This is a genomic window from Streptomyces sp. NBC_00440, from assembly GCF_036014215.1.
In the GTDB taxonomy this organism is placed as follows: domain Bacteria; phylum Actinomycetota; class Actinomycetes; order Streptomycetales; family Streptomycetaceae; genus Streptomyces.
The window spans coordinates 6,059,023-6,081,169 of the sequence record NZ_CP107921.1 but is presented as its reverse complement, the minus strand read 5'-3'; the positions used below and the strand labels follow the sequence as shown (position 1 = coordinate 6,081,169).

The window sequence follows — 22,147 nt, the reverse complement described above, 5'->3', positions numbered from 1 at the left end:
CCCCGCGCACACCACCGGGCGGGTCGAAAACCGGCCACGACGGTCACCCTGTTGACCTGGCGTGGGGGAGCCGAGTCGGGCATCACGGGGTGACTGTCGTGGCCGGGGCCTTTGTTTACTGCTGTCTGTTCACTGCTGTCTGTCTACTGCTGTCTGTTCACTGGCGCTGTGTATCTGTGAGCGGAGCGGCTGGGGCCTCAGACCGCTTCGGCCGTCTCGGGCAGCTGCTCGGCGAGACGTTCGGTGAGGTCGGTGACCGCGGGGATGTCGCCGAAGTCCCTGACCGCCGTGTGGACGGTCTTGCGGAGCCTGGTGTTGACGCGCTCGGAGCGGACGCGTTTGGCGATGTGCAGGGCCTTGGTGGCGAAGCAGGTGGACTGCTCGGGTTCCCGCTTCAGCAGATGGACGGTGGCCATCCCGACGAGGTTCAGCGCGTAGGAACGCTGGTGTTCGTCGTCCTTCTCGAAGAGCGCGACCGCGTTGTCGATGACCGGCTCCGCGAGCGAGGCGTAGGTGGGGCTGCGGCCGGCCACATAGGCGAGATCCCGGTACGAGTGGCCGTTCTCGCCGTTCAGTTCGGCCTCCGAGAAGAAGCGGATCCAGTCGGGCTCCGGCTCGCCGTCGAAGCCCGCGTCGGAGAAGGTGTCCTCGGCCATCCGCACGGCCCGTTTGCACTTGCTCGGCTGGCCCATGTTGGCGTAGGCGCGGGCCTCCATCGCATACAGCATCGCCTGGGTGCGGGGGGTGGCGCACTCGCGACTGCCGTACTGGGCGAGATGGACGAGTTCCAGGGCGTCGTCGGGGCGGCCGAGATGGATCATCTGCCGGCTCATCGAGGACAGGATGTACGAGCCGAGTGGCTTGTCCCCGGCCTCCTTGGCCGCGTGCAGCGCGAGCACGAAGTACTTCTGGGCGGTGGGCTGGAGACCGACGTCGTAACTCATCCACCCGGCCAGCTCGGCCAGTTCGGCCGCGCACCGGAACAGCCGCTTCGATGTGGCTCCCGGCTGGGGCTCCTGCAACAGGTCGGTCACCTCGTGCAGCTGACCGACGACCGCCTTGCGGCGCAGCCCGCCACCGCACTGGGCGTCCCACTGGCGGAACATCGCCGTGGTGGACTCCAGCAGTTCGAGCTCGGGCCGCGAGAGCCTGGACGGTCGCCGTGCGTGGTCGGCGGGCAGTTCCGCGGTGGGCTCGCCCGCGGGCGTGGGCACCAGCCAGCGCTGCATCGGCTCGATGAGCGTCGGGCCCGCGGCCAGTGCGAGCGAGGCGCCGAGGAAGCCGCGCCGCGCGAGCATCAGGTCGCTGCGGGAGAACTCACTGAGCAGCGAGACCGTCTGCGGGCCCGCCCAGGGCATGTCGACTCCGGACACCGAGGGTGACTGGTGCGCCGCGCGCAGCCCCAGGTCCTCGATGGCGACCACGCTGCCGAAGCGTTCGGAGAACAGCTCCGAGAGGATGCGCGGAATGGGCTCACGCGGCTGCTCGCCGTCGAGCCAGCGCCGCACCCGCGAGGTGTCGGTGCTGATGTGGTGCGCGCCCATCTGCCGCGCCCTGCGGTTCACCTGGCGCGCCAGCTCGCCCTTCGACCAGCCGCTGCGCACGAACCACGATCCGAGCCGCTCGTTCGGGCGTTTGCCGGCACCCGTCTCGCCGTCGCCACTGCCGCCCACTGGAACGCCCCCATCCCGCTGAAGCCTCATTACGCCAACCCATATCAGAATGCCGCGAGTTGAGGTTCGCTGTCCGGCGCTTGCGCCCCTTCGAACAGAAAACCGGCTTGCCCCCGGCATACCCGTGAGTGCATCCGACCCGAGGGTTCGTGCACTGAAAGTAATCCTACGATCACGCACCCGGCGAGGGCGATCCCGGAAACGCCACCATTCGCCACCCCTTCGAATGAACGCGCCTGCCGCCAGGCGCGATTGACTTGACACTCGACGATCAGGATCGGGTGGAGCGGTGCACGCCGGGGCGCGTGAATCGTTCCGCACCACCCCCAACGTCACCCCGCACCTCCCCGATCAGGGTGTTTGCAACGCAGGGTGACGGAGAGGCTCCAGGTCGTAACCACCGGCGCGCACGACCCGTTGGAGAGGGCATGGGCTTCACTATCGGCGGCATCCGGGACATCCGCTCCGGCACCCGGCGTCGCGGCCGCACACCGCAGAGCACGGCGGTGGCCGAGTTCACCGGACTCTGGGGCTGGGACGTGGTTCCCGGCGCGCGCGCCGCTGCGGGCAACTGCTCCTGCGGAGAGGCCGGATGCGCGTCACCGGGCGCCCATCCCCTCGGGTTCGCGCCCGAGGTGCCCGCGGGGGCCACCCTCGGTGAAGCGACGAGAGCCTGGTCCCTGACGCCGGGCGCCGCGGTGCTGCTGCCTGTCGGCCGCTGCTTCGACATCATCGACGTTGCCGAGCCCGCGGGGCGCACGGCCCTGATCCGGATGGAGCGCATGGGGCTCCCGCTGGGCCCCGTGAGCGCGACCCCGGACGGCCGGGCCCAGTTCTTCGTCGCCCCGGGCGCCGCCCGCGAACTCCCCGAACTGCTCTACCGGATGGGCTGGGACGATGCGGACCTGGATCTGCACGGCCTGGGTCCCGGCGAGCACATCACCGCCCCGCCCTCGAACCACGCGGGCCTGGGCCCGGCCCGCTGGCTGCGCCCCCCGCCCCTGGAGACGGCGAGCGGACCGCCCCAGGCCCGGCTGCTGCTCGGCACCCTCGCGTACGTCTGCCACCGCCACGTCCCCGCCTGACACGCCTCCCGTGCCGGCCGGCGCCGGCGCGGGACAGCGCGAAGGGCCCCGCCACATCTGCACCGTGTGGCGGGGCCCTTCGCGGTTCTTCCTGCTTCGGACGCCGGGTCCTGGGACGCAGTGGCGTCGTACGGCCGGGTCTTCGGACGCTGCGGCTTCGGACTCTGTGTCGTCGGCCACCGTGCCTTCGGACAGCCGGGGCTTCAGGCGGCCCGGTTCACTCCCCGACCAGCGCGTCCACGAATGCCTCGGGCTCGAACGGGGCCAGGTCGTCCGGGCCCTCGCCGAGGCCGACCAGCTTGACCGGTACGCCCAGTTCGCGCTGGACGGCGATCACGATGCCGCCCTTGGCCGTACCGTCCAGCTTGGTCAGCACGATGCCGGTGATGTCCACCACCTCGGCGAACACCCGCGCCTGCACCAGGCCGTTCTGCCCGGTCGTCGCGTCCAGTACGAGCAGCACCTCGTCCAGCGGTCCGTGCTTCTCCACGACCCGCTTGACCTTGCCGAGCTCGTCCATCAGGCCGGTCTTGGTGTGCAGCCGCCCGGCGGTGTCGATGAGGACGACATCGGCGCCCTCCTTGATGCCCTCCTTCACCGCGTCGAAGGCGATCGACGCGGGGTCGCCGCCCTCGGGGCCACGCACCGTGCGGGCGCCGACCCGTTCGCCCCAGGTCTGGAGCTGGTCGGCGGCGGCGGCCCGGAAAGTGTCGGCCGCGCCGAGCACCACGCTGCGGCCATCGGCCACCAGGACCCGGGCGAGCTTGCCGGTGGTGGTGGTCTTGCCGGTGCCGTTGACCCCGACGACCATGACGACGCCCGGGGTCTCCAGACCGCCCTCGGTCTTGACCTCGCGGTCGAAGTCCGTACCGAGCAGGTTCAGCAGCTCCTCGCGCAGCAGGGCGCGCAGATCCTGCGGCGTACGGGTGCCGAGCACCCTGACCCGCTCACGCAGCCGCTCGACCAGCTCCTGGGTCGGCGCGACACCGACGTCGGCCGTGAGCAGGGTGTCCTCGATCTCCTCCCAGGTGTCCTCGTCGAGGTTGTCGCGGGAGAGCAGGGTGAGCAGTCCCTTGCCGAGCGAGTTCTGCGAGCGGGCGAGCCGGGCGCGCAGCCGTACGAGACGGCCCTCGGTCGGTTCCGGGATCTCGATCCGCGGGGCGACGGGCTCCGCGACGACCGGGTCCTCGACCGCGGCGGGGGCGCCCGCGGCCTCGTCGGCCGGTGGGAGGTCCACCTCCTCGATGGTGCGGCGCGACTCGTCGCGCGGTGGGGCAGCGTCCTCGCCGACCTGGGGTTCGGCGGGAGGCGCTGTGATGGTCGGCGCGCTCGGCGGTGCCGTGGGCAGCTGCTTCTTCTTGCGGCTGCTGACCACGAGCCCGCTGATCGCGCCGACAGCGACCAGGGCGATGACTACAGCAAGGATCACGATTTCCATAACCCACCCAGTATCAGTCACGGCTCAGCGTTCGGTCACGGCCCGGCCGTAGGTCCCTTCGTGGGAACACACAAGGGACTAAATCCTCTATTTGAAATTTTCCCGGCGGCCCTACCATGATGTCGCTATCTACGCGCGTCACATCGTCTTTCCCCCGTCCCCAACTCCCCTCACACGTGCACGGAGTAACTTCATGCCCCACGCCTCCGACGTCGAAGGCGCGGTGGAAACCCGCGGTCTCGAACCAGTCCCGGACACCGAACGCAAGGGCCGTGTCCGCGACCTGATCCCGACCTGGGTCGCCGCCAATATCAGTGTGCTGCTCCTCGCGATGGGCGCGAGTCTGGTCGTCGCCGACAAGCTGAACTTCTGGCAGGCACTGATCGCCGCCTTCGTGGCCCCGGTCATCAGTTACGGTCTGGTCGGCTTCATCAGCATCGCCGGCAAGCGCGGCGGCGCCCCCGGCATGGCCCTGTCCCGTTCGGTGTTCGGCCAGCGCGGCAATCTGCTGCCCGGCTCGCTGATCTGGATCGCCCGCTGGGGCTGGGAGACGATCAACGCGGTGACCGGTGCGTACGCGCTGCTCACCGTGCTGGACATCTGCTTCGGCATCCACAGCAGCACCCCGCTGATCGTCGTGACCCTGCTGCTCTTCGTCGCTGCCACGTTCCTGATCTCGGGCCTCGGCATCAACGCCCTGCACCTGTGCAACAAGTGGTCCACGTATCTCTTCGGGATCTTCTCCGTCCTGGTGCTGGTCTATCTGATCGCCGACACCGACTGGTCCGCCGTGTTCGCCAAGCCCGCCGGTACCACCGCTTCACTGGTCGCGGGCATAGGGCTGATTGCCGCGGGCGGCCTCAGCTGGGTCCCGTCCGGTCCTGACTTCGCCCGGTACCTGCCGCGGCGTGCCTCCGGCGGAGGCATGGTCGGCGCGTCGATCGGCGGCGCGGGCATCGTCGTGCTGCCGATGGTGCTGATGGGCGCCGTGATGGCGGTCTCCACCCCGGACCTCGCGAACGCGTCCGACCCGGTCTCCTTCCTGGGCAAGGTCCTGCCGATGTGGATCGCGGTGCCGTACCTGCTGATCGCCGTGGTCGGCATGGTCCTGATCAACGCGATGTCGATGTACTCGGCCGGCTTCACCGCGCTGACGCTGGGCATCAAGGTGCCGCGCGCCTGGGCGGTCTCCGTGAACGCCGTGATCAGCGTGGTGCTCGGGCTGGTCCTGATGCTGGCGGCGACGAGCTTCCTCGGCTCCTTCGTCGCGTTCCTGTCGCTGCTCGCGGTGGCCTTCTCGGCCTGGATAGGGGTCTTCGGCGCGGACATGCTGCTCGGCCGGAAGTACGACCCGGTGGCCCTGATGGACACCACCCGGACCAGCGCCTACTGGTACCGGGGCGGCTTCAGCCCCGCCGCCGTCGGCGCCTGGCTCGCCGCGCTCATCACCGGGATGCTGTTCACCACGGCGGGCACCGCGGGCTCGGCCTGGTTCAGCGGACCGTTCGCGGACACCTGGCTGGGCCGCAACGGCCTCGGCTGGGTGGTCACCATCCTCGTCTCGGGCGTGCTTTACGCCGTACTCCCGAAGCCGAAGGCGCAGGGCGGCGCGACGGGCCAGGGTCCCGACGCCGACCGTGAGCCCGCGAGTCTACCTATCTGACGCTGCGTCAGCTACCGTCCCCCTTCGCCAGCTCCCACCCGGCGAAGGGGGATTTCCCGTCATGGCCTTCACAGTCGTCAGGTTCAATCTCGTCGATCCGCGGGCGACCCCCGAGTCACTCTCCGCCCGCTATCGCGCCGCCCTGGAGATGGCCGCGTACGCGGACGACCGTGGCGTCGACACCGTCCAGACCGAGGAGCACCACGGCGTCGGCAACAACTGGCTGCCCTCCCCGTTCGTCTTCGCGGGCTCCGTCTTCGGGGCCACCCGCCGGATCGCGGTCACCGTCTCCGCGATCATCGGCCCGCTCTACGACCCGCTGCGCCTCGCGGAGGACATCGCCGTCCTCGACCTGATCAGCGCCGGCCGGCTGGTCACGGTGGCGGGCATCGGCTACCGGCCCGACGAGTACGCGCAGCAGGGCGTCGAGTGGACCCGGCGCGGCCGGCTCCAGGACGAGCTGCTCGATACCCTGCTGGCCGCGTGGACCGGGGAGCCGTTCGCGTACCGCGGGCGTACGGTCCGGGTCACCCCGCGCCCGTACACCACCCCGCACCCGCTGCTGCTCGTCGGCGGATCGTCCCGGGCGGCCGCCCGCCGGGCGGCGCGGCTGGGGCTGCCGCTGTTCCCGAGCGCGTATCTGCCGGAGCTTGAGGCCTACTACCACCAGCAGCGCGCGGAGTACGGGACCGAGGGCTTCTGCATGATGCCGGAGGCCGAGACCCCGCTGCTGCACATCGCGGAGGATCCCGACCGGACCTGGGCCGAGTACGGCGAGTACTTCCTGCACGAGGCGCGCACCTACTCCTCCTGGCAGTCCAAGGACATCCACTCCGCGGTCCGTTCGGCGGCGGAGACGGTGGACGGGCTGCGCGCGGAGGGCGTCTACCGGATCGTCACCCCGGACGAGTGCGTGGCCCTGGCCGAGGGCGGCGCCGGGAGCCTCGTACTGCATCCGCTGTGCGGCGGGATACCGGTGGACGAGGGCTGGCGCAGTCTGCACCTCTTCGCCGAGCGCGTGCTGCCCCGGCTCAAGAGCTGAACCGGGGCGGGCGGGAGCGGGGCACGAGGGCGGGAGCAGGGCAGACCCGGCCTCAGCCCATCTGTTCCAGCGTCTTGCCCTTGGTCTCCTTCACGAACAGCAGCACGAAGGGGATCGAGAGCACAGCGAAGACGGTGTAGATCACGTACGTGGCCGAGAGGTTCCAGCCGGCGAGGCTCGGGAAGCTGGCCGTGATCGCCCAGTTGGCGATCCACTGGGCCGAGGCGGCCACCCCGAGCGCGGCGGCACGGATCTTGTTCGGGAACATCTCGCCGAGGAAGACCCAGACGACGACACCCCACGACATCGCGAAGAAGAACACGAACCAGTGGGCGGCGATGAGCGCGACCCAGCCCTGGGCGGTCGGCAGTTTGCCGCCGACGAGATGGTACGAGAAGGCCCAGGCCTCCAGGGCGAGCCCGATGACCATGCCCACGGAACCGATCAGCACGAGGGGCCTGCGGCCGATCCGGTCCACGAAGATCATGGCGACCACGGTGCCGATGATGTTGATGATGGACGTGGTGAACGAGTACAGGAACGAGGTCGAAGGGTCGATACCGACGGACTGCCACAGGGTCGCGGAGTAGTAGAACGCGACGTTGATGCCGACCAGTTGCTGGAAGGCCGAGAGGCCGATACCGATCCAGACGATGCGTTTGAAGTAGAATCCCCCGCCCAGCAGGTCGCTGAACTTCGACTTGTGCTCGCGCTTCATGGCCAGCTTGATCTCGGCCACCCGCGCGTCGATATCGACGTGCGAGCCCTCGACCTCGGACAGCACCTTCCTGGCCCGGTCCGGCTTGCCCGCCTCGATCAGATAGCGGGGCGACTCGGGGATGGCGAAGGAGAGCAGTCCGTAGATGACGGCCGGGATCACCATGACACCGAGCATGAGCTGCCATGCCTCGACACCGAGCAGCTTCCCCCGCTGGTTGCCGTTCGCAGTCTGGAGGATGCCGTAGTTGACGAGCTGCGATACGGCGATGCCGATGACGATCGCCGCCTGCTGGAAGGACCCGAGCCGGCCGCGGTACGCGGGCGGGGAGACCTCGGCGATGTAGGCCGGACCGATGACCGATGCCATCCCGATGCCGAAACCGCCGATGATGCGCCAGAGGGCCAGGTCCCACAGGGCGAAGGGCAGCGCTGAGCCGACGGCGCTGATGGTGAACAGCACGGACGCGATCTGCATACAGCGGATACGCCCGATGCGGTCGGCGATGCGGCCGGCCGTCGCCGCGCCGATCGCACAGCCGATCAGGGCGACGGCGATGACCTGGGCGAGGGTCCCCGAACCGATGTTGTACTTGTCCCGGATGCCCTCGACGGCTCCGTTGATCACCGAGCTGTCGTAGCCGAACAGGAACCCGCCCATCGCGGCCGCCGCCGTGATGAAGATGACGTGAGCGAGGTGCTCCGGGGCAGCCGGGGCGCCTCCGGCCTGCGGTGTGTTCGCCGTGCTTGTCACATGAGCTCCTCGGGCCCGTCCGCGATGACGGCCATGGGGGTACGAGCCCCTCCAGTTCCGCACAGCTTCCGGGCGCCCACCACTTGAGGACCGGCGCATCTGAGGGCCGCTCAGCCCGGCCGGGACCGATTGCCCGGCGGGGCCCGTTCAGCGGAGACGCTGGCTGATGACCTTGGAGACCCCGTCGCCCTGCATGGAGACGCCGTAGAGCGCGTCGGCCACCTCCATCGTCCGCTTCTGATGAGTGATCACGATGAGCTGGGAACTCTCCTGGAGCTCCTCCATGATCCGGATCAGCCGCTGGAGGTTGGTGTCGTCGAGCGCGGCCTCCACCTCGTCCATCACATAGAACGGACTGGGCCTGGCCTTGAAGATCGACACCAGCAGGGCCACGGCGGTCAGCGACCGCTCCCCGCCGGAGAGCAGCGACAGGCGCTTGACCTTCTTGCCCGGCGGCCGGGCCTCGACGTCCACACCGGTGGTGAGCATGTTGCCGGGGTCGGTCAGGATCAGCCGTCCGTCGCCGCCGGGGAAGAGCCGCGCGAAGACCCCTTCGAACTCGCGTGCGGTGTCGCGGTACGCCTCGGTGAAGACCTGCTCGACGCGTTCGTCGACCTCCTTGACCACCAGCAGCAGGTCGGCCCGCGTCTTCTTCAGGTCCTCCAGCTGCTCGGAGAGGAACTTGTGCCGCTCCTCCAGTGCGGAGAACTCCTCCAGAGCGAGCGGATTCACCTTTCCGAGTTGCTGGTACGCCCGTTCGGCCGACCTGAGCCGCTTCTCCTGTCCGGCCCGGTCGAACGGCACCGGCTGGTTCCGCGGATGGTCGGGATCGTCGGGCAGCTCCTCACCCTCGGCGGCCGGGGACGGCGGCACCGGCTGGTCCGGGCCGTAGTCGGCCACCAGACCGGCCGGCTCCACGCCCAGCTCCTCAAGCGCCCTGGTCTCCAGCTGCTCGATCCGCAGCCGCTTCTCGGCTCCGATCACCTCACCGCGGTGCACCGAGTCGGTGAGCCGGTCGAGTTCGGCCTTGAGGTCGCGGCCCCGGTTCCGCTCGGCGGCCAGCTCCTGCTCGCGCCCGGCCTTGGCGGCCTCGGCGGCGGCCCTCTCCTGCTCGGCGCGGACCAGCGACACCTCGACATGGGCGAGCAACTGGCGCGCCCCGTCGCCGACGGCCGACGCGACCGCTGCCTCGTGGCGCAGCCGGGCGCGGCGCTGCTCGGCGCGCGCCCGGGCCTCACGCTCGGCGCGCGCTCCCCGGTCGAGTGCTTCGGCCCGCCCCGCGAGCCCCTTGACCCTCTCCTCATGGGTACGGGCCTGGAGCCTGGCCTCCATCTCGGTCTGCCGGGCATTGGCCCCGTCGGCGGCCAGCCGGTCCCGTACGGAGGTGTCCGGCTCCTCCTCCATCGGTGACTCCTCGGCCACCAGCAGCCGTTCGGCCAGTTCCTCGGCCTCGCCGGTCGCACGCTCCAGCGCATCCTGGGCCTTGGCTGCGGCCGCCGCCGACCGCTCGGCCTCGCCCGCCGCGCCCCGCGCCTGCCCGGCCAGGCGCCCGAGCTGCTGGGCGACACCGGACTTCTCCCGGTCGGCTGCGCGCCGTAGTTCCGCCAGCTCGTCGACGAGCGCCGCGCACTCCGCGCGCCGGGCTGCCGCGGCGCGCTGCGCGCCGGCCAGCTCGTCGCACCGTACGGCCAGCTCCGCCAGCCCGGCGGCGGCCTCGTCCACGGACGCCTGCACCTCCAGCAGGCTGGGCGCACCGGCGGACCCGCCGTGTGCGAAGTGCGCTCCCAGGACATCGCCTTCGGCGGTCACGGCGGTCAGCCCGGGCCGCTCGGCGATCAGCTCCTCGGCGTCTTCGAGGGTGCCTACGACGACGATGTCGCGCAGCAGTCTCCGCACCCCGGGCAGCAGTTCGGCGGGGCCGCCGACCAGATCGACGGCGAAGGGCGCCGCGAGAGCGAGGGCGGCACGGTCCGGTCCCGGTCCGGTCCCGCCGGACGGGACAGAACCGGCACCGCTGTCCTCGTGGCCTGCGGGCCGGCCTACTGAATGGCCTGCTGCCTGACCGCCGGAATGCCCTCCGGGCCGACCCGCGGGCCGGTCCTCCGAAGCAGCCCCCGCACCGTCGTCGCCATGCCGGGCCTCCGGCACCTCAGGAGCCCCGCCGCCCGGCTGCCCGGGAACGGCCGTACGGACCTGGCCCGGCAGCCCACCGGCGCCGGACTCCCGCACCGGTGCCGCGGCCGTGCCGGGCAGCAGGGTCGCGCGGCCGGCGTCCTGCTTGCGCAACCGGCGGATCGCGTCCACCGCGGTGGCCGTGTCGCGCACCGCGAGCGCGTCGGCCGCCACACCCAGCGCGGCAGCCACCGGGACCTCGTACCCGGCGGCCACCGTCAGCAGCTCCGCGACCGGGCCCAGCAGACCGGCCGGGCGGTCATCGGCTCCGAGCAGCGCCCCGGTGCCGTCCTTGCGGCGCAGCCCGAGCGCCAGCGCCTCGTGCCGGGCCGCCAGCGCGGCCCGCTCCCGCTCGGCGGCCGTGGCCGCCTCCCGGGACGCGGTGAGCGCGGTCTCCGCCTCCGCCAGCGCCGACTTCGCCGCGCTGTGCCGGTCGGCGAGGTCCAGGTCACCGGCTTCGAGCCCGTCGACCTCGGCCTTGAGCTGCTCGTACTCCTGCTGGGCCGCTTCGGCGCGCTCCTGCGCCCCGTCCCGCGCCTCGGCGAGCCGGTCGATCTCGGCCTGCGCCGAACCGGCTCTGCTGCGGGCCGCGTTGACCTGCCCGTTCAGCCGCGCGAGCCCTTCGCGCCGGTCGGCGATGGCACGGGCGGCGTCCCTGAGCCTGCGCTCCTCGGCGGCGAGTTCCCGCTCCAGCTCGGCCCGGTGCGCCGAGGTGTCCTCCAGCGCGCGCTCCGCGGACTCCAGCGCGGCCTCCAGCTCGGCCTCCTGCTCCCGGATCCTGGCGGCCTCGCGCTCCATCATCTCGGGGGACTCGGGATCACGGCCCCGCCGCTCCTCATCGGGGGCGGCGGACGCGCTCTTCACCCGCGCGTCGGCGAGCGAGACCGTACCGCGCACCCGCTCGGCCAGCTGCGACAGCTCGTACCAGGTCTGCTGGGCCCGCTGGAGCCTCGGTGCCAGCTGCCGCACCTCGTCCTCCAAGCCGGCCTCGCGTGCGAGCGCGGCCTTGAGCGCCGTCTCCGCGGTCTCCCGGCGCTCCTTCAGCGCGGCCTCGTCGGCGATCTCGCTCCGCAGCGCCCGGCGCATCGTCACCAGATCGTCGGCGAGCAGCCGCAGCCGCGCGTCCCTGAGGTCGGCCTGGATGACGGCGGCGCGCCGGGCGACCGCGGCCTGCCGGCCCAACGGCTTGAGCTGGCGGCGCAGTTCATCGGTGAGGTCCTGCACCCGCGCGAGGTTGGCATGCATCGCGTCCAGCTTCCGCAGCGCCTTCTCCTTGCGCTTGCGGTGCTTCAGTACGCCTGCGGCCTCCTCGATGAAGGCCCGGCGCCCCATCGGATCCGCGTGCAGTACGGAGTCGAGCTGTCCCTGTCCGACGATGACGTGCATCTCGCGGCCGATCCCGGAATCCGACAGCAGTTCCTGGATGTCCAGCAGCCGGCAGGTGTCGCCGTTGATCTGGTACTCGCTGCCGCCATTGCGGAACATGATCCGGGTAATGGTGACTTCGGCGTACTCGATGGGCAGCACACCGTCGGAGTTGTCGATGGTGAGCGAGACCTCGGCGCGGCCCAGCGGCGGCCGGCCGGTCGTCCCGGCGAAGATGACGTCCTCCATCTTGCCGCCGCGCAGCGATTTGGCGCCCTGCTCCCCCATGACCCAGGAGAGCGCGTCGACCACGTTGGACTTGCCTGATCCGTTGGGCCCCACGACACAGGTGATGCCGGGCTCGAACCGGAGAGTGGTGGCCGAGGCGAAGGATTTGAACCCGCGGAGGGTCATGGCCTTGAGGTGCACGCCGCCGGACTCTACCTTTCACTGCCGGTTTCACCCATGAAGGTGCAGGGCACATCAGACGTTAAAGGAAGCACACGCGGCAGTGCGTGACGGGGCGGGGAGCGACCGGGGGGAAAGAGACAGAAAAGGCAGAAAGAAAGAAGGGACGCCGAAGCGTCCCTTGCATATCCTTGCGCATTGGATCTCAAGCGGCTGTACGGATCAGCCCGGCCGGTACCCTTGTGGGGTGTGGGTCAGGTGAGCGCAGGCTCCGCCTGGGGTACGTCCATGTCGATACCGTCGAGCAACGAATCTCCGTGGTGCTGGACTGCGGCGGCCAGCGCGTCGTTCTCGGACTGAATCCGTACGAGCTCGGATTCGAGGTCCTGGACGCGCTGCTGAAGCCGTCGCATCTCGGAGAGAAGTCGCGGGTCGGAACCGCCGACGTAACCGAGAAGCGCCTTTGCCATGATGGATGGTCCTCCACACTGAGTGACCGACCGAAGAGTGGTGGGTCGTAGGGGGAATCGCACCCGCGGAACTCGGCAGCCTCTGTCTTCTCTGCTGTTTTCTCTGCGTTTCTCGCTGCCGAGCAGCTGAGGTGCGCGGGGCTTCCAGAGTCTCACCAAAAAGTTTGACGGTCAACACGATCACACCCCGTATCGATGGGCAGACCCGGGGGCACACGCCGGACGATGTCCGGTGCGGCTCTCCTGCGGGGCCCAGGGGGCGTGGAGATCATTCCTACTGCGGCAGCCTGGCACGGAGAGCGCTTCTTGGCAACCACCAGGCATTTTCTGCCTCACACATATGTCAGAGGCAGATCGGCGGGGCCCCCGGCCACCGCCGGGACCGGGCGCGTCAGCGGATCTCGAAGGTCTGGTAGATGTGCCGCGGAGTGTCCCAGATCTCACTGACACCGTCGACGCGGCCGGGTGTGTCGGACGACCTCAGCCACTCCAGGAGGAGGTCGCACTTCTCCCGCGGTCCTTCGGCGACGACCTGCACCCTGCCGTCCTCCAGATTGAGGGCGAATCCGGTGAGCCCACCGATCCGCAGGGCGTTCGCCCTGGTGAACCAGCGGAACCCCACGCCCTGGACCTTGCCGCGCACCCAGGCGGCGAGCCGTACATCTTCGTTCATGTCTGCACGCTAACCGGCCAATCACCCCGGCAGCACTTCGCCCCCACGGCCCATCCGCTACAGTCCCTGGCCATTGAGCTTCACCTGTACGGGTGAGTCACGCCGACGCCGAGCACGAGGAAGGGCACCGCGCATGGGACGCCACAGCCGCTCCGCCGCAGCCGGTTCCGCCACCGTTGATGATCCGGCGGCTTCCGGGAACCGGCGGCGGAACCGGGCCCACGGCAAGGGCCGGGGCTCCACACCCCTGCGCACCGGGCTGCTGGGCGTGTCGGCGGCCGTCGCGGTGGGCGCCGTGGCGATGGCATCGGGGCTGCTGCCCGGCGGCGACACCTACACGGTGGGCGGATCGGGCGGCAGTGACCAGGTCCGCGCCGACGGCGTACCCGACCTCCAGACCCAGGGCGGATCGTCGGCCACACCCGCATCGGACACCCCGTCCGCACCGGCCGGTCCGGCAACCGCCCGCGCACACGCCCCGTCGGCCTCGCCGTCCGCGCACAAGCCGAAGGCTCCCGCCGTACCGTCGCAGCGGAAGAAGAGCGCCCCCGCGTCGCCCAGCACGGCACCGGCCCGCACGGCGGCGCCCGGTGCGACGCCCCGGCGCACCGAGTCCGCCCACACCGAAGCGGCCACCAGTGCCGAGAGCAGCGCCGCCGCGGCGGTTCTCAGCCTGGTCAATCAGCAGCGGGCCCAGGCCGGTTGCCGGCCGGTGCGGGCCGATACGGGGCTCGCCTCGCTGGCCGGGGCCTTCAGCGCCGAGATGGCGTCCCGGGGCTTCTTCGACCACACCGATCCCGACGGGGCCACCCCGTGGGACCGGGCGGACAAGGCGGGCGTGAAGGGCCTGGGCGGCGAGAACATCGCACGCGGCCAGGCCGACGCCGCCGCCGTGATGGACTCCTGGATGCACAGCCCGGGCCACCGCGCGAACATACTCAACTGCGACTTCACGACGCTCGGCGTCGGCGTCCACTTCGGCCCGGGCGGGCCCTGGTGGACCCAGGACTTCGGCTACTGAGCCGGTCCGGCCGGTGAGCGGCCGGACCCCGGCCGGGCAACGCGGCCGGGCATTCGCCCGGGCACCGGGTCAGCCGCGCGGTCCGGCGGGCGGGCGCTGGCAGCGCGGGCAGAAGTAGCTGGACCGGTTCATCCAGGGCCGGCGGCGCATGGGGGTGCCGCAGCGGCGGCACGGCTCGTCCTCCCGCCCGTAGGCGTCCAGCGACCGGTCGAAGTATCCGGATTCGCCGTTCACATTGACGTAGAGGCTGTCGAAGCTGGTGCCGCCCACGGCGAGGGCCTGGTTCATCACATCCCGCACATGGCCGAGGAGTTCCGTGGTCCGGGGGCGGGTGAGCGTGGCGGTGGGGCGCTCGTAGTGCAGCCGCGCACGCCAGAGCGCCTCGTCCGCGTAGATGTTGCCGACCCCGCTGATCAGCGACTGGTCGAGCAGGGCGCGCTTGATGGTGGTGCGGCGCAGCCGGAGCGCCGAGTGGAACGCGGCGTCGTCGAACTCCTCGTCCAGCGGGTCGCGGGCGATGTGCGCGATGACGTCGGGCAGCCCGTCGGGGGTGTTCGGGTGCAGCGAGAGCCCGCCGAAGGTCCGCTGGTCGACGAAGCGCAGCTCGGTGCCCTCGATGTCGTCGAACCTGATCCGGATCCGCAGGTGCTTCTCGTCGGGCACCGCTTCGGGCTGGACCAGGAGCTGCCCGCTCATCCCGAGATGGCCGAGGACCGAGTACGCGGCCCCGGGCTCCCCGCCGGTGGAGTCGGCAGCGGCGGTGTCCGTGGCGGGCACGTCCTCCAGCGGCAGCCAGAGGTACTTCCCCCGGCGGCGGGCCACGCCGAACCGGTGTCCGCGCAGAGCCGTGGCGAAGTCATCGCCGCCCGCGGTGTGACGGCGTACCGCTCGGGGGTGCAGCACCTGCACATCGGCGACGGTACGGCCGGAGACCCAGCGTTCCAGTCCGCGCCGTACGACTTCGACCTCGGGCAACTCGGGCACGCTGCTCCTCAGGGGTGGATCACCGGTGAACGGTGAAGAGGCTGAGAGGGACCATAAAAAGAACAATGGAAAAGAACCACGAAAAGAACCGCCCGCCCCCCGGAGGGGACGGGCGGGGAAAGAACCGGCGTCAGGCCGAGGCCGTGCCGGCGGCCGGAGCCGAAGAGGTGTCGGCGTCCTCTCCGTGGGCGGCGGGGGCGGTCTCGGCCGCCACCGCGCGCTCTTCCGCCGCGGCGCTGATCGCACGCCACGCGGACTCCGCCGCCTGCTGTTCCGCTTCCTTCTTGCTGCGGCCGGTGCCGGTGCCGTACGAGACACCACCGACGCGAGCGGCAGCGGTGAAGGTCTTCTCGTGGTCCGGACCGGTCTCACTGACCAGGTACTCCGGGACCCCGAGGCCTTCGCTTGCGGTGAGTTCCTGGAGGCTGGTCTTCCAGTCCAGGCCCGCACCGAGGTTGGAGGACAGCTCGATGAGGGGGTCGAAGAGCCGGTGCACCAGCTCGGACGCCGCTTCGAGGCCCTGATCCAGATAGACGGCGCCGATCACCGCTTCGAGGGTGTCGGCGAGGATGGATGCCTTGTCCCGCCCGCCCGTGCCTTCTTCGCCCCGGCCGAGCCGGATGAAGAGACCGAGTTCGAGCCCACGGCTCACCCCTGCGAGCGCACGCGAGTTCACCACTGCCGCCCGGAGCTTGGCCAGCTGGCCCTCCGGGAGATCGGGGTGGGTGCGATAGAGCGTGTCCGTGACCACCAGGCCGAGCACCGAGTCCCCGAGGAACTCCAGCCGCTCGTTGGTGGGCAGACCGCCGTTCTCGTACGCGTACGAACGGTGGGTCAGCGCACGCACCAGAAGGGCGGACTCGAGTGTGTACCCGAGCCGCCCTTCCAGAAGCGTGTGGGACGAGGCATTGTCCGTCTTGTTGACGTCAGACATTGCGCCTCTCACCAGCCGCTCAGACCTCGAGGACCTGGCGCTTGTTGTAGGTGCCGCAGCTCGGGCACGCGATGTGCTGGAGCTTCGGCTCCTGGCAGCGCTCGCACGCAACCAGGGTGGGGACCGCAGCCTTCCACTGCGACCGGCGGTGGCGCGTGTTGCTGCGCGACATCTTCCGCTTCGGAACAGCCACGGCTACTTCTCCTGCTTCTCGTCGACGCCAGGTTCGGCGCCGTCAACGTTGTCCTTCTCGCCGACCTGGCCGGTCCCGACGAGTCCCTGCAGCGCCGCCCAACGTGCGTCGACGGCGTCATGGTGGTGACCGGGTTCGTCGTCCAGCCTGATTCCGCATTCGGAACACAGGCCGGCGCAATCCTCCCGGCACACCGGCTGCATCGGCAGTGCGAGCACCACCGCATCACGCAGCACTGGTTCGAGGTCGAACAAGCCGTCCTCAAGGGGGGTGATTTCCTCGTCCTCGTCGTCGGCACTGTCAGCCGGGTCCGCCTTCTTGCTGCGGCCCCGGTCGTCGGCTTCGGGGTACGAGAACATCTCCTGGAAATCCGCTTCGAGCTCTCGCTCCAGCGGCTCCAGACACCTTACGCACTCCCCCTTGGCGGCTGAACGGGCGGTGCCTGTGACAAGCACCCCGTCCATGACCGACTCAAGGCGGAGCTGCAGTTCTACGGGAGTGCCTTCCGGCACTCCGATGACCCCGTCGATGCCGAGGTCCTTGGGAGCTGCGACCGAGCGGGTAAGCCGCTGGAGCGCACCGGGACGCCGGCCCAGCTCGTGTGTGTCGAACACGAGGGGGTTGCGGTGGTCGAGGCGGGCGTTCAGGGCTCTTCCTGCTTTCGGATCGCTGAAGACTGGGGAATGAGGCGCCGCCTCGTCGGGAACCGTCCGGAGACCATCGGAACGGGCAGCGCAGATCGCGGAGGTACGGGCGACCGAAGAGCCAGGATACTGGACCGGCCGCCGTAGACCCAATCGGCCCCTTCGGGCCTCCGGGTCCCCCGGCCCTCAGCGCCCCTGTTCGTACTCGCGCAGCTGATCCAGGTTGATCATGCTGGTGTCGAAGAGACTGGTCTCGTCGAGAGCACCCTGCTGCTGGGGGTGGGGCGGCTGCTGGGGATGGGGCGGCTGCATCTGGTCGGGCCCCGGGTAGCCGTACCCGTCCTGCTGGGGCTGCTGCTGGTACGCGTACGGGTCCTGCTGGTACGCGTACTGCTGCTGCTGGTACGCGTACGGGTCCTGGGGCTGCTGCTGGTAGCCGTACGGGTCGTACATCTGCTGGACCGGCTCCTGGACCGGCATGTCGGCGAGGTGCTGCGGCGGCTCGTCCGGCGACAGCTGGGCGGCCATCGGGGCAGGTGACGCCTGGACGGGCACCTGGACGGCCGCCGGGGCCTGCGGCTCCGCCAGGTCCGAGAGGAAGTCGGCGTCACTGCTGTGCCTGCGGCCCATCTCGTCCTGCTCGGCCATGTGCACGCCCAGCTCGTCCGACGCGACCCGGCCGTGCAGTTTCTGCCGGCCGCGCCCCACCGCTTCGAGGGTCTTGGCCATCACGGCCTCGAAGGCTCCGAGCTTGGTGTCGACGTACTCGTCGGCGCGCATCCGGAGCGTCTCGGGGTCCTGGCTGCGCTCCGGCGCCTCCGGGTCCTCGTAACCCTCGTCGTCCAGGCCAGGACCGCGGCCGAGCAGCTTCTCGCGGCCCCGGTCGACGGAGCCGATGGTCTTGGTGAGGACGACTTCGAAGTTCGCCAGCTTGGAGTCGACGTAGTCGTCGGCCTCGGCGCGGATCTCCTCGGCCTCCCGCCGGGCCTCGGCGAGCACCCGGTCGGCCTCGTCCTGGGACTGCCGGGCGACCTCGGTGTCGGAGATGAGGGAGCCGCGCTGGGCGTGCGCCGCCTCGATGATCCGCTCGGCCTCGTCACGGGCCTGCTCGACCAGCTGCTCACGGCCGCCGATCAACTCCTCGGCCTGCGCGAGAGAGCCCGGCAGGGCCTCGCGCACCTCCTGGAGCATCGCCAGCAGCTCGGCGCGGTTGACCACGCAGGAGGCCGACATGGGCATGGACCTGGCACTGCCGACCGTGTCGACGATCTCGTCCAGCTTCTTCTGCACGTCCACCGTGGGCGCCACCTGTTCTTCCGGCCTGGAGACGGACGGGGACGACTGTACGGCCAGTCGGCGCCCGCCCGACACCTGGTGACGGTCCGTCAGTTCAACCCGGCGCCGTCATGCGGCCCTTATCCGGCTTCCCGCTTCTCGCGGAGGCGCTGCGTCAGGGCCTCGGAGACCAGCGGAGGCAGCAGGTGCGAGACGTCCCCGCCCCAGGTCGCGACCTCCTTGACCAGGCTGGAGGAGAGGAAGCTGTAGGTCGGGTTGGTGGGGACGAACAGCGTCTCGACCCCCGAGAGACCGTTGTTCATCTGGGCCATCTGCAGCTCGTAGTCGAAGTCGCTGACCGCGCGGAGGCCCTTCACGATGGCCGGGATGTCGCGCTGTTTGCAGAAGTCGACGAGAAGACCGTGGAACGACTCGACCTCGACGTTCCCGAAATCGGCCGTGACCTGGCGGATCAGGTCCATCCGCTCTTCGACGGAGAACAGGCCGTGCTTCGACTGGTTGATCATCACAGCCACATGCACGACGTCGTACAGCTTGGAGGCACGGCCAATGATGTCGAGGTGTCCATTGGTGATGGGGTCGAATGACCCCGGACAGACGGCGCGGCGCAACTGAAGTCCCTCGCTCCCGGGTCCGGTCATCGTGCGTCTTCGCACGTAGAGGCGGCGCGACCGTACCAAAGCGTGGCCTCGCCGTACCGGCGGGCCCGCAGCGGCTCAAATCCCTTGGGCCACTTGAACTCTCCGCCTCTTGTGCTCCGTTCCACCGTGACGAGCGCGTCGCCGGTGAGCCAGCCCTGAGCACCGATTGTGAGCAGGATCTCGCGAAGATCGTCATCGGTGACGGCGTACGGCGGATCGAGGAAAACCACGTCGTACGGGGAGCCCGGCGCCGGTCCTGTCACGATCTGCTCGGCTTTGCCGGTCCGCACTTCCGCACCGGGGAGACCGAGCGTACGGACGTTGTCGCGGACCGTGGCCACCGCCCGTGCGTCCGCCTCGACGAGCAGCGCATGCGCAGCGCCACGGGAGAGCGCCTCCAGGCCGACGGCGCCCGACCCTGCGTACAGATCGGCGATCCGGGTTCCGTCCAGGGTGCCGAGCAGCGCTTCCCAGGTGGAGAAGAGCCCTTCGCGCGCACGGTCGGATGTGGGGCGGGTGCCGTTGCCCGGCGGTACGGCGAGGCGGCGCCCGCCGGCCGTACCGGCGATCACGCGGGTCATCTCGGTCCTTGTCCTTCTCGGTGGGCGGAACTCAGCAGGTGGAACTCGGTGGGCGGAGCCGGTCCTGGCCGGGCTCCTGTCCCGGCCAGTCTCTCAGCCCTTGTCGAGGTACCGCTCGCGCTCCTGGTCGAGGAGGGCGTCCAGGGCGGTGCGCAGTGCGGGCAGCCGGGTGAGCTCCGGGTCCGCCGCGACGACTTGGGCGGCCTCCTCGCGGGCCGCCGCGATGACCTCCTCGTCGTCGATGACGGCGAGCATCCGCAGCGAGGACCGCACGCCGGACTGGGCCTGGCCCAGGACGTCGCCCTCGCGGCGCTGTTCGAGGTCGATACGGGACAGCTCGAAGCCGTCGAGGGTGGCGGCCACCGCGCCGAGCCTGGCGCGCGCGGGACCCGCTTCATGCGCCTCGCTCACCAGGAGGCAGAGACCGGGCGCCGAACCGCGGCCCACCCGTCCGCGCAGCTGGTGCAGTTGCGATACGCCGAACCGGTCGGCATCCATGATCACCATGACGGTGGCATTGGGCACGTTGACCCCGACCTCGATGACCGTCGTCGCGACCAGGACATCCACCTCGCCCGCCGCGAAGCGACGCATGACGTCGTCCTTGTCGTCCGGTGCCATCCGCCCATGCAGCAGCTCGATGCGCAGCCCCTTGAGCGGGCCGTTCCTGAGCTGTTCTGCGGTCTCGACCACGGCGAGCGGGGGCCGCTTGTCCGCGTCGGCCCCGGCCTCCGCCGCTGCCGCGTCATCGGATCCGGGCTTCCGCTTCTTCGGCTCGTCCTCGCCGTCCCCGATGCGCGGGCACACCACGTACGCCTGGTGGCCGTTCTCCGTCTCCTCACGCACCCGCTCCCAGGCCCGGGCCAGGAAGTGCGGCTTGTCCTTGGCCGGTACGACATGGGTGGCGATCGGGGAACGGCCCGCGGGGAGCTGGTCGAGAACGGAGGTCTCCAGGTCCCCGAAGACGGTCATGGCGACCGTACGGGGAATGGGCGTGGCCGTCATGACCAGCAGATGGGGCGGCTGCTTCCCCTTGCCCCGCAGCGCGTCCCGCTGCTCGACACCGAAACGGTGCTGCTCGTCGACCACGACCAGGCCGAGGTCGTGGAACTGGACCTTGTCCTCGATCAGCGCGTGCGTGCCGATGACGAGCCCGGCCTCACCGGTGACCAGGTCGAGCAGCGCCTTGCGACGGGCGGCCGCGCCCATGGAGCCGGTCAGCAGCACGACCTTCGTGGACTGCTCGCTGCCGCCGAGCATCCCGCCCTCGGCCAGCTCGCCCATCATCTCCGTGATGGAGCGGTGGTGCTGCTGAGCGAGCACTTCGGTGGGCGCGAGCATCGCGGCCTGGCCGCCCGCGTCGACGACCGTGAGCATCGCGCGCAGCGCGACCATGGTCTTGCCCGAGCCGACCTCTCCCTGGAGCAGCCGGTGCATCGGGTGCTCGGTCGCGAGACCCTCGAAGATCTCCCCGGTGACCTTCTGCTGGCCCTCGGTGAGGGTGAACGGCAGCTTGGCGTCGAAGGCGTCGAGCAGCCCGCCCGGTACGGGTTTCCGTGCCACCGCGGGCAGTTGGGTCTCGGCGTACCGCCGGCGGGCCAGCGCGACCTGGAGGACGAAGGCCTCGTCCCACTTCAGCCGGTCCCGCGCAACCGCGACATCGGCCTTCGTCTGCGGCCGGTGCACCTTCAGCAGTGCGTCGGGCAGCGTGGTGAGGCCGCGTCCGTCCCGCAGCGCGGGCGGCAGCGGGTCGGCGGCCTCCTGGGCGGCGGGCAGTACGGCGTCGACCGCCTTGGCGATCTTCCAGGACTCCAGCCCCTTGCAGGCCGGATAGATGGGGATCAGCTGGTTCGCCCAGGCCTCGACGGTGCCCGCGTCGGTGTCGGCGTCCAGCAGTTCGTACGTGGGGTGGGCGAGCTGGAACTTCTGGTTGAACTTGGAGACCTTGCCCGCGAACATCGCACGGCGGCCGGGGAGCAGCTCCTTGTGGGGCTTGTGGATGCCCTTGCCGAAGAAGACGAGCTGCAGTCGGCCGCTGCCGTCGGTGATGTTCACCTCCAGGCGCCTGCCCCTGCCCTGGTTGAAGGTGAGCACCCGGGCGTCGGCGACCTGGGCGAAGACGGTGACGTGCTCGTCCAGGGGCAGCTCGGCGAGCTGGGTGAGTTCACCGCGCTCGGCGTATCTGCGCGGGTAGTGGTGCAGCAGGTCACCGACCGTGTGCAGGTCGAGGTGCTCGGCCATCACCTTGGCGGTGGGGGCGCCGAGCGTGTTCTTGAGGGGTTCATCGAGCGCGGGCACGCGGTCCATTGCACACCATGGGTCCGACAGCGGGGGTATTTCCCCTCCCCGCCGCCCCCGGCCACGCCCTCGCCCCGTCCCGGGCGGGGCGGATC

The 22,147-nt window shown here is 70.4% G+C and carries 18 protein-coding genes; 4 read left to right on the top strand and 14 right to left on the bottom strand.

What is annotated here, in order from left to right; translation table 11 throughout:
• Window positions 1–197: 197 nt before the first annotated feature.
• Window positions 198–1,673, bottom strand: a complete 1,476-nt coding sequence (nsdA, locus tag OHB13_RS27385) for a transcriptional repressor NsdA (RefSeq protein WP_328378821.1) — start codon at window positions 1,671–1,673, stop codon at window positions 198–200.
• A gap of 428 nt (window positions 1,674–2,101) precedes the next feature.
• Here nsdA and OHB13_RS27380 point away from each other — a divergent pair, with 428 nt between their 5' ends.
• Window positions 2,102–2,758 (top strand): bifunctional DNA primase/polymerase, encoded by a 657-nt coding sequence (locus OHB13_RS27380; RefSeq protein ID WP_328378820.1) that lies wholly within the window; start codon window positions 2,102–2,104, stop codon window positions 2,756–2,758.
• Window positions 2,759–2,975: 217 nt separating this feature from the next.
• Here OHB13_RS27380 and ftsY read toward each other — a convergent pair whose 3' ends face one another.
• Window positions 2,976–4,196 carry a signal recognition particle-docking protein FtsY gene (ftsY, locus tag OHB13_RS27375; protein ID WP_266852545.1) on the bottom strand — a complete coding sequence of 407 codons (1,221 nt, stop codon included), beginning with the start codon at window positions 4,194–4,196 and terminating at the stop codon, window positions 2,976–2,978.
• A gap of 193 nt (window positions 4,197–4,389) precedes the next feature.
• Here ftsY and OHB13_RS27370 point away from each other — a divergent pair, with 193 nt between their 5' ends.
• Both OHB13_RS27370 and OHB13_RS27365 read left to right on the top strand, forming a co-directional pair.
• Window positions 4,390–5,859, top strand: a complete 1,470-nt coding sequence (locus OHB13_RS27370; protein ID WP_328378819.1) for a purine-cytosine permease family protein — start codon at window positions 4,390–4,392, stop codon at window positions 5,857–5,859.
• Between the two features lie 61 nt (window positions 5,860–5,920).
• On the top strand, window positions 5,921–6,901 hold the full coding sequence (locus OHB13_RS27365) for an LLM class flavin-dependent oxidoreductase (RefSeq protein ID WP_266852549.1): 981 nt from the start codon (window positions 5,921–5,923) through the stop codon (window positions 6,899–6,901).
• Between the two features lie 52 nt (window positions 6,902–6,953).
• Here OHB13_RS27365 and OHB13_RS27360 read toward each other — a convergent pair whose 3' ends face one another.
• From OHB13_RS27360 to OHB13_RS27345, 4 genes are all read right to left on the bottom strand, one after another.
• Window positions 6,954–8,372, bottom strand: a complete 1,419-nt coding sequence (locus OHB13_RS27360) for a sugar porter family MFS transporter (RefSeq protein ID WP_328378818.1) — start codon at window positions 8,370–8,372, stop codon at window positions 6,954–6,956.
• 147 nt (window positions 8,373–8,519) lie between these two features.
• A complete protein-coding gene (locus tag OHB13_RS27355) occupies window positions 8,520–12,338 on the bottom strand; it encodes an AAA family ATPase (RefSeq protein ID WP_328378817.1) in 3,819 nt (1,272 codons plus the stop codon).
• Between the two features lie 233 nt (window positions 12,339–12,571).
• Complete coding sequence (locus OHB13_RS27350) at window positions 12,572–12,787, bottom strand: hypothetical protein (RefSeq protein ID WP_164267867.1); 216 nt, start codon at window positions 12,785–12,787, stop codon at window positions 12,572–12,574.
• Between the two features lie 391 nt (window positions 12,788–13,178).
• Window positions 13,179–13,460, bottom strand: coding sequence for an acylphosphatase (locus tag OHB13_RS27345; protein WP_266852558.1), 282 nt, complete (start codon window positions 13,458–13,460; stop codon window positions 13,179–13,181).
• 133 nt (window positions 13,461–13,593) lie between these two features.
• Here OHB13_RS27345 and OHB13_RS27340 point away from each other — a divergent pair, with 133 nt between their 5' ends.
• Complete coding sequence (locus tag OHB13_RS27340; RefSeq protein WP_328378816.1) at window positions 13,594–14,481, top strand: CAP domain-containing protein; 888 nt, start codon at window positions 13,594–13,596, stop codon at window positions 14,479–14,481.
• Window positions 14,482–14,550: 69 nt separating this feature from the next.
• On the opposite strand, the gene mutM is transcribed toward OHB13_RS27340, so the two are convergent.
• From mutM to recG, 8 genes are all read right to left on the bottom strand, one after another.
• Window positions 14,551–15,465 carry a bifunctional DNA-formamidopyrimidine glycosylase/DNA-(apurinic or apyrimidinic site) lyase gene (mutM, locus tag OHB13_RS27335; RefSeq protein WP_328378815.1) on the bottom strand — a complete coding sequence of 305 codons (915 nt, stop codon included), beginning with the start codon at window positions 15,463–15,465 and terminating at the stop codon, window positions 14,551–14,553.
• A 130-nt stretch (window positions 15,466–15,595) separates the two neighbouring features.
• On the bottom strand, window positions 15,596–16,399 hold the full coding sequence (gene rnc / locus OHB13_RS27330) for a ribonuclease III (RefSeq protein WP_266852564.1): 804 nt from the start codon (window positions 16,397–16,399) through the stop codon (window positions 15,596–15,598).
• Window positions 16,400–16,418: 19 nt separating this feature from the next.
• A complete protein-coding gene (rpmF, locus tag OHB13_RS27325; RefSeq protein ID WP_030753522.1) occupies window positions 16,419–16,592 on the bottom strand; it encodes a 50S ribosomal protein L32 in 174 nt (57 codons plus the stop codon).
• 2 nt (window positions 16,593–16,594) lie between these two features.
• The gene (locus OHB13_RS27320; protein WP_266860673.1) at window positions 16,595–17,239 is read right to left on the bottom strand and encodes a YceD family protein; all 645 of its coding nucleotides are present in this window, start codon (window positions 17,237–17,239) and stop codon (window positions 16,595–16,597) included.
• 183 nt (window positions 17,240–17,422) lie between these two features.
• The gene (locus OHB13_RS27315; protein WP_266860675.1) at window positions 17,423–18,532 is read right to left on the bottom strand and encodes an ATP synthase F0 subunit B; all 1,110 of its coding nucleotides are present in this window, start codon (window positions 18,530–18,532) and stop codon (window positions 17,423–17,425) included.
• Between the two features lie 119 nt (window positions 18,533–18,651).
• Window positions 18,652–19,143 (bottom strand): pantetheine-phosphate adenylyltransferase, encoded by a 492-nt coding sequence (coaD, locus tag OHB13_RS27310; protein WP_266860677.1) that lies wholly within the window; start codon window positions 19,141–19,143, stop codon window positions 18,652–18,654.
• A 26-nt stretch (window positions 19,144–19,169) separates the two neighbouring features.
• A complete protein-coding gene (gene rsmD, locus OHB13_RS27305; RefSeq protein WP_328378814.1) occupies window positions 19,170–19,754 on the bottom strand; it encodes a 16S rRNA (guanine(966)-N(2))-methyltransferase RsmD in 585 nt (194 codons plus the stop codon).
• A gap of 93 nt (window positions 19,755–19,847) precedes the next feature.
• Window positions 19,848–22,061, bottom strand: coding sequence for an ATP-dependent DNA helicase RecG (recG, locus tag OHB13_RS27300; protein ID WP_328378813.1), 2,214 nt, complete (start codon window positions 22,059–22,061; stop codon window positions 19,848–19,850).
• Window positions 22,062–22,147 lie beyond the last annotated feature (86 nt).